Source organism: Dietzia sp. B19 (assembly GCF_014145155.1).
In the GTDB taxonomy this organism is placed as follows: Bacteria; Actinomycetota; Actinomycetes; order Mycobacteriales; family Mycobacteriaceae; genus Dietzia; species Dietzia natronolimnaea.
On sequence record NZ_JAALED010000277.1, the window covers coordinates 1 to 7,561 of the forward strand.

Here is a 7,561-nt window from a genome sequence, read left to right on the forward strand (position 1 = left end):
CGCCGACCGCCGCGGTGGGGCGTCCCGCGGTGAGTCGCGCGGTGGCGGACGGCAGTTCGACGACCGGCGATCCGCCGGTCGCCCCGGTCAGGACGCCCGCCAGGCAGCGCGGGTCGACGAACCGGCCCTCCCCGACGAGATCGAGGCCGCAGATCTCGACATGGAGATCAGGCGGGACCTCCGTGGGCTGGACAAGGCGAACGCCGAGCTGGTGGCTCGGCACCTGGTCGCGGCGATGCATTTCGTGGACGACGATCCCGAGCTGGCCCTCGCCCACGGGCGGGCCGCGAAGAATCGCGCCGGGCGGATAGGCGTCGTCCGGGAGACCCTCGGAGTGCTCGCCTACCGGGCCCGTGAGTGGTCCGAGGCCCTCGGGGAACTGCGTGCGGCCCGACGGATCTCGGGAGGTCCCGGTCTGCTCGCGATGATGGCCGACTGCGAGCGGGGTCTCGAGCGCCCGCAGAAGGCCATCGAGCTCGCCCGGGGGGAGGAGTCCCGCCAGGTCTCCGGTGAGGACCTCGTGGAACTGCGCATCGTCGAAGCCGGTGCGCGGGTGGACATGGGCCAGCTCGATGCCGCCCTGGTGACCCTCCAGGACGCCGGAGCCGATCCGGCGGCGGTGGGCGAGGAGGCGGCACGGTTGGACTACGCGTACGCGGAGGTGCTGCTGGCGTCCGGTCGGAAGGACGAGGCCGCCGCATGGTTCGGCCATGCGGTGGCGGCCGACCCTGATCATCACACGGACGCGGAGTCGCGCCTGGCGGAGCTCGAGGACTGACCCCGGTGTCACCAGCCACTCTGTCGGATCTGCACGACGCACTTCTCGTGGACCTCGACGGGACGCTCATCCGAGGTTCCGAGCCCGTACCGGGCGCGGCCGAGGCACTGGACGCCTCGGGGCTCCCGGTGGTCTACGTGACCAACAACGCGAGCCGTGCTCCCGTCGACACCGCGGCACACCTCCGCGACCTGGGTTTCACCGCCCGCGCGTCCGATGTCATGACGAGTGCCCAGGCGGCGGTGATGATGTTGGTCGATCACGTCGACGCCGGCGCGAGGGTTCTCGTGGTGGGCCACGACAGCTTCCGCGACCTCGCCAGGGAGGCTGGCTACGAGGTCGTCCACTCGGCCGACGACCATCCGGAGGTGGTCCTCCAGGGGCTGTCCCGCGAGCTGACCTGGGGCGACCTCGCCGAGGGGTGCCTCGCGATCCGCCGTGGGGTTCCGTGGGTGGCCTCCAACACCGACACGACGCTACCCACCGAGCGGGGCCTGCTCCCCGGCAACGGCTCGCTGGTCGCGGCGCTTCGTGCGGCGACGGACCGCGAACCCGTCGTGGCGGGGAAACCGGCCGCCGGGGTGCTCAGGGCCGCCGCCGACCTCGTCGGCGCGACGCGTCCACTGGTCATCGGCGACAGGCTCGACACCGACATCGAAGGGGCGGTCGCGGCCGACATGCCCTCACTTCTGGTCCTGACCGGTGTCCACGGGACGGCCGACCTGCTGGTCGCCGAGGAGCGTCGTCGCGCCACTCACCTGGCCCGGGACCTCTCGGCGCTCGCGGCGCCGCCCGAGTCGAGTCATATCGACTCGGCCGCCGGACTCGACGCGAGGGTGCTGGACGGTTCTCTTCACCTGCAGGGGATCCCGGAGACGTTGAGTGGCGTCGACCTCGCGCGCAGCGTCATCCGTCAGGCGTGGCTGCACGGGGTGACCGCACTCGCGGATCCCGGTGACGGTGCGCGGTCGCGGCTCGCCGATGCGGGACTCGTCGTGGGCTAGCGTGGACCGCGTGAGCACTCCCGGACCGACACCACTTCCAGGCCCCGTGGGCCCGGACGTCGACGAGCTCCGCTCGGCGTTCGACGATCTCCTCGCCGACTCCGTCGGGCCGTCGACGGCCGACGGCGATGACGGCGGGGTGGTCCGCGACGATCAGGTCCGGGCCCTGGACGCCGCTCATGACCTGATCGCCCGAGCGCTCTCCGTCCTGGACGCCGCCCGCTGATGGCGGTCACACGGAGGCGCCTGGACGCCGAGCTGGTCCGCCGCAGGATGTGTGACAGTCGGGAACGGGCCCGGGACCTCATCGGCTCCGGGCGTGTGATCGTCAACGGGGTGGCGGCCAGCAAACCCGCGACCCAGGTGGAGCCCACCACCTCGATCGCGCTCGCCGCGTCGAACGAACCGGACTGGGCCTCCCGGGGAGCCCACAAACTCATCGGTGCGCTGGACGCCTTCGGTGTGCGCGTCGACGGTGCGCGCTGTCTCGACGCCGGTGCCTCCACGGGAGGCTTCACCGACGTTCTGCTCTCACGTGGTGCCGCCCGCGTCGAGGCGGTGGACGTGGGCTACGGGCAACTCGTGTGGCGCCTGCGCAGCGACGGTCGCGTCGGGGTCCACGACAAGACCAACGTGCGATCCCTCACTCCCGAGGACATCGGGGGCGAGGTGGACGTGGTGGTCTCGGACCTGTCCTTCATCTCCCTCCCGCTCGTCCTGCCCGCACTGACCGCGTGCGTCCGCACCGGTGGGGATCTGCTGCCGATGGTCAAACCGCAGTTCGAGGTGGGCCGCGAGCGGGTCGGCCAGGGTGGCGTCGTCCGCGACCCCGCCCTCCGGATCGAGGCGGTCACGGGTGTCGCGCGCGCCGCTGCGGCGCTCGGTCTGGAGGCCCTCGGCTGCGTGGCCAGCCCGCTCCCGGGGCCGTCCGGGAACGTCGAGTACTTCCTCCATCTCCGCAAGACCGGGTCGGGCGCCCCGGTGGAGCTGACCCACCAGGCGTCGGACGCCATCCACCGCGCCGTGGAGGAGGGGCCGAAATGACGGACATGACAGGTCAGGGGACGCCCCGCCGGATCCTGCTCGAGGCCAATATCGAGCGGCCGGACATCGTCGCCATCGTCGCCCAGGTCGTCGACGCCTGCGCGAACCGGGGGATCGCGGTGCGGATGCTCGCCGACACGAGTGAGAACGTCGCCACGGGGACGGGCGTGGAGTCGGTCGCCGACACTCCGCACGCCGCCGACGGGTGCGAGCTCGTCCTGGTCCTGGGTGGGGACGGGACGTTCCTGCGGGCGTGTCAGTACGCCACCGCGGCCGATGTGCCGGTGCTGGGGGTCAACCTCGGGCATGTCGGGTTCCTCGCCGAGTCCGAGGTCTCCTCGCTCCACGGCGTCGTCGAACAGATCGCCGACCGGGACTACCGGGTGGTCGAGCGCATGACGGTCGAGGCCACCGTCATGCACGGGGACACCGTCCTCGGCCACGACTGGGCGCTCAACGAGGTGAGTATCGAGAAGGTCTCCCGGCAGGGCGTCCTCGAGGCGTCGGTCGAGATCGATGGGCGACCGGTGAGCGACTACGGGTGCGACGGCATGCTCGTGTCGACCCCGACCGGGTCGACGGCCTACGCGTTCTCCGCGGGAGGGCCGATCGTCTGGCCGGAGCTCGACGCGATCCTGGTGGTCCCGAACAACGCCCATGCCCTGTTCGCCCGGCCCATGGTGGTGGCGCCGAGTTCGCGTGTCGCCGTGGAGACCGGGACCCGGTCGGGGCCCGCGGTGGTCGTGCTCGACGGGCGGCGGCTGGTCGACGCCCCCGCCGGTAGCCGCGTGGAGGTGGTGCGCGGCCGGAGGCCGGTCAAGTGGGTGCGATTGGACGACTCACCGTTCACGGACCGACTGGTGACCAAGTTCGAACTCCCGGTGACCGGGTGGCGTGGCCGGTCCGCCGCCCGCCCCCTCCCCTAGGGTGGGTGCGTGCTCACGGAACTTCGGATCAGCGGACTCGGCGTCATCGACGAGGCCGTGGCCGATTTCGCCCCGGGCCTGTCGGTCCTGACCGGTGAGACCGGCGCCGGCAAGACCATGGTCGTCACCGGTCTGAGGCTTCTGGCCGGGGGGCGCGCCGATCCGGGCCGGGTTCGCCGCGGTGCCGACAAGGCCGTGGTGGAGGGGCGGTTCGACCTGGCCGCCGCGGCGACGATGGCTTCCGAGGACAGAGAGCAGCTCGACAGACTCCTCGAGGAGGCGGACGTCGAGCTCGACGAGGACGGGACGGTGATCGCGGCCCGCAGGGTCGGCGCCGACGGACGTTCCCGGGCCCGCTTGGGTGGTCGTTCGGTCCCCGCCGGAACGCTGGCCCGGTTCTGCTCCCCGGTGCTCGCGGTCCACGGTCAGAACGACCAACTCCGCCTACTGCGTCCGGACCGGCAACGCGAGGCGGTCGACTCCCACGGGGGCGAGCCGGCACGGGCCGCACTGAGGGCATACCGAGAGACCTTCCATCGGTGGCGTGAGGCCGAGAGGTCGCTGGCAGAGCGCACCGGGCGTGCCCGCGAGCTGGCCCGCGAGGCCGACCTGCTGCGCCACGGGCTCGACGAGATCGACGCCCTGGACCCCAGACCGGGGGAGGAAGCCGAGCTCGATGCCGTCATCCGGCGTCTCACCGACTCGGAGGAGTTGCGTGAGGTGGCCGGGCAGGCGCACGAGACCCTGACGGGAGACGGAGAGACCGCGGAGCCGGTCGTCAACGTCCTGGATCAATTGCGGCAGCGGCTCGCGGGGGCGGGGGACCCCGCCCTGGATCCCATCGCCACGAGTATCGACCAGGCCGTCGCCGCGCTGGGGGACGCCGCGACCGAGCTCGGCCTCTACCTGGCCGAACTCCCGGTGGACGCGGCCGACCTCGATGCGGCACTCGAGAGACGGCATGATCTCAGGGCGCTCACCCGGAAGTACGGGACCGACGTGGACGACGTGATCGAGTGGGCCGCGAAGGCGCGCATCCGCCTGTCCGAGGTGGACACCTCCGACTCCGCTGTGGCCGACCTCACGGCCACGGTCGCGAGGCTCGCCCTCGAGCTGGAGGAGCGGGGGGCCGAGCTCACCGCCATCCGCAGGGCGGCGGGGGAGGACCTGGCACGACGCGTCACCTCGGAGCTGGCCGAGCTGTCCATGGGCGGAGCCGGGCTGGTCGTCAGGGTCACCCCTGCCGGGGACGGCCTCGCCGCCGCGACGGAGTCCGGCCTGGACGACGTGGAACTGGCTCTCGACGGGCCGTCGGGGGTCGTCCCGTTGGGCCGGGGCGCCTCCGGCGGCGAGCTGTCCAGGGTGATGCTGGCCCTGGAGGTCGTCCTGGCGGAACGTTCCGGTGGCGGGACGTTGGTGTTCGACGAGGTGGACGCAGGAGTGGGTGGACGCGCCGCGCTGAGCATCGGCAAGCGTCTGGCCAGGTTGGCCAGGACCCACCAGGTGATCGCCGTGACCCACCTCGCGCAGGTCGCCGCGTACGCGGACACGCACCTCGTGATCCACAAGGCCGCGGACTCCACGGGTGGGGACGGTGTCGTGTCCGGTGTGCGCGCGGTCGACGACTCGGACAGGGTCATCGAACTCGCGCGGATGCTCGCCGGGATGGAGGACACCGACACCGGTCTCGCGCATGCCGAGGAGCTCCTCGGCAAGGCGCAGTCGGAGAAGTCTCAAGCTCAAGTCGACCGTTAATCCGACACGCCGAACCGACCTCCCTCGTCACTCGAATCACACGCGTGATACTCGGGCACATGAAGATGACGGGTCTGCTCAATCGCCGCTCCAACGATCTCGCCGGTGTGGTCGGTACCGTCCGCCAGGTCCGGGCGGGATCACCGGTCCCCCGCAAGCTCGGCTCCAAGGACGTCGCCGTGCTCGACCTCAACCGGACGTCGGCGGCCACCGCCCGCGCCGTCGTCGAGGCCGATGTCGCCGCCGTCGTCCACGTGCCGCGCCCCGGTGAGGAGATGCTGCCCCGTGCCGCGTTCCGGATCCTCGCCTCGTCGACCATCCCCGTCATCGAGGACGCGGACCTCGCCGAGGTCGAGGACGGGACCCGGGTCCGCATCGACGAGGGCGTGGTCTACTCGGTCAAGACCGAGGGCCAGCTGGCCACCGGCCGTGAGGTCGGCCCCGAGACCCTCCTCTCCGAGGTCCACGCCGCGGAGAACGGGTACGTCGAGTCCGCGCTGGCGCACCTGGCCAACGCCACGGAGTTCCTCAGCCTCGAGCACCAGTTGCTCCTCGACGGCGAGGGCCTTCCCGGGATCGACGTGGACTTCACCGGTCGCCACGTGGTGGTGGTGACCGGGGACCGGGCCTCGGAGGCGCAGCTCTCCGATCTCAAGCCCTTCATGAAGGAGTACCGACCGCTGGTCGTGGGTGTGGACGGGGGGGCCGAACTGCTGCGTGCGGCCCGGATCTCCGCCGACGTCGTGGTCGCGACCCCCACCGGGGTCTCCGACGAGGTGCTCACGGACGGCGCGGTCCTGGTCGTGCCGGCGGATCGCGACGGCAGGGCCGAGGGGCTCGAGCGGGTCACGGAGCTGGGCGTGGGGGCCACCACGTTCCCCGCCGCGGCGACCGCACGCGACATGGCCCTGCTGCTGGCCTTCCACGGCGGAGCCGAGATGATCGTGGTGACCGGCGACGACCGCGGACTCGAGAACGCGTTCGGCGCCTCCTCCGCACCGTCGTCGACCATGGTCGACACCGCCGTGTCGTCCCGCCTCGTCCACGCCGACGCGTGTGCGACTCTGTACCGCTCGCGAGGTGCCGGGATCGGGCTGGCCCTCGTGGTGCTCGCGGCGCTCATCGCGGTGGCCGCGGTGGTGGTCGCCCGCGACTCCGCCCAGGACCTGCTCATCTGGGCCATCGACGTATGGAACACCTTCGCCCTCTGGGTCCAGGGGCTCGTCCGTTGATCTCTCTGCGTCGCCACGTTCTCACGCTGGTCGCCGTGTTCCTGGCCCTGGGGCTGGGGGTGGTCCTGGGGTCGACGTCCGTGGCGACGTCGATCCGGGACGCGGTGGTCGACCGCGAGGAGACGACGGCGGCGCAACTCGAGTCGACCCGGGCCGAGTCGGCCGAACGGCGACTCGCCGTCGACCGGCTCGACGACATGGCCGGTGAGCTCGCCCGGCCGGTACTGGACGGCACCCTCGAGGATCGCCCCGTGCTGGTCGTGGTGGCCCCCGGGGCGTCCGACGAGGACGTCAGCGCCGCCGTCGACGTCATCGGTGCGGCCGGCGGCATCGCCGCAGGACGGGTGACACTCACCGACAAGGCCGTCGACCCGGATGCCGACGCCGAGGTCCAGGCACTCGTGGCCAACCTGCCGATCGGAGACGCACCGGCCACCGATGCGGACCTGGGGACCCAACTGGGCACCGCCGTGGGCCGTGCCGGGTTGCTGCGGACCGAGGACGCGGAACCACACCTCGACGACGACGACCGCGAGACGGTCCTCACCACCCTGTCGGACGCGGGACTCGTCGAGTTCGAACCCGGCACCCTGAGACCAGGTCAGCTGGCGCTGGTCGTCACAGGCCCCGGCGAGGCCGAGTCGACCGCGGTCCGGGTGGCCTCGTTCGCGCGGACCCTGGACCGCGAGGGCGCGGGAGCGGTCGTGTCGGCCGAACTCACGGGCGCTCAGGGGTACGACGCGGTCACCGTGCTGCGCTCCTCCGGCGAGGACGGTGTCTCGACCGTCGACTCCGCGGGCTCGGACTCCGGCCGGCTGGCCA

General features: G+C 72.1%; 8 protein-coding genes. All 8 read left to right on the forward strand.

The window, feature by feature from the left end; all coding sequences use genetic code 11:
- The coding region (locus tag G6020_RS08795; protein ID WP_182610357.1) for a hypothetical protein at positions 1–778 on the forward strand (778 nt) is incomplete at its 5' end.
- Between the two features lie 5 nt (positions 779–783).
- The gene (locus G6020_RS08800; protein ID WP_259846771.1) at positions 784–1,782 is read left to right on the forward strand and encodes an HAD-IIA family hydrolase; all 999 of its coding nucleotides are present in this window, start codon (positions 784–786) and stop codon (positions 1,780–1,782) included.
- A gap of 10 nt (positions 1,783–1,792) precedes the next feature.
- Positions 1,793–2,008, forward strand: a complete 216-nt coding sequence (locus tag G6020_RS08805) for a hypothetical protein (protein ID WP_259846774.1) — start codon at positions 1,793–1,795, stop codon at positions 2,006–2,008.
- A complete protein-coding gene (locus G6020_RS08810; protein WP_277815258.1) occupies positions 2,008–2,826 on the forward strand; it encodes a TlyA family RNA methyltransferase in 819 nt (272 codons plus the stop codon). Before G6020_RS08805 ends, G6020_RS08810 begins: the two co-directional genes overlap by 1 nt.
- Positions 2,823–3,752 carry an NAD kinase gene (locus G6020_RS08815; RefSeq protein WP_182610359.1) on the forward strand — a complete coding sequence of 310 codons (930 nt, stop codon included), beginning with the start codon at positions 2,823–2,825 and terminating at the stop codon, positions 3,750–3,752. The genes G6020_RS08810 and G6020_RS08815 overlap by 4 nt, the downstream gene beginning before the upstream one ends.
- Positions 3,753–3,761: 9 nt before the next feature.
- Positions 3,762–5,507 (forward strand): DNA repair protein RecN, encoded by a 1,746-nt coding sequence (gene recN / locus G6020_RS08820; protein WP_182610360.1) that lies wholly within the window; start codon positions 3,762–3,764, stop codon positions 5,505–5,507.
- 59 nt (positions 5,508–5,566) lie between these two features.
- A complete protein-coding gene (gene steA, locus G6020_RS08825; protein ID WP_182610361.1) occupies positions 5,567–6,739 on the forward strand; it encodes a putative cytokinetic ring protein SteA in 1,173 nt (390 codons plus the stop codon).
- On the forward strand, positions 6,736–7,561 hold an 826-nt coding region (locus G6020_RS08830; RefSeq protein ID WP_241732635.1), incomplete at its 3' end, for a copper transporter. The genes steA and G6020_RS08830, both read left to right, overlap by 4 nt.

Coding starts and splice junctions, on each gene's coding strand:
- steA (WP_182610361.1), top strand. CDS start 5,567: ATGAAGATGACGGGTCTGCTCAATCGCCGCTCCAACGATCTCGCCGGT.
- G6020_RS08815 (WP_182610359.1), top strand. CDS start 2,823: ATGACGGACATGACAGGTCAGGGGACGCCCCGCCGGATCCTGCTCGAG.
- G6020_RS08810 (WP_277815258.1), top strand. CDS start 2,008: ATGGCGGTCACACGGAGGCGCCTGGACGCCGAGCTGGTCCGCCGCAGG.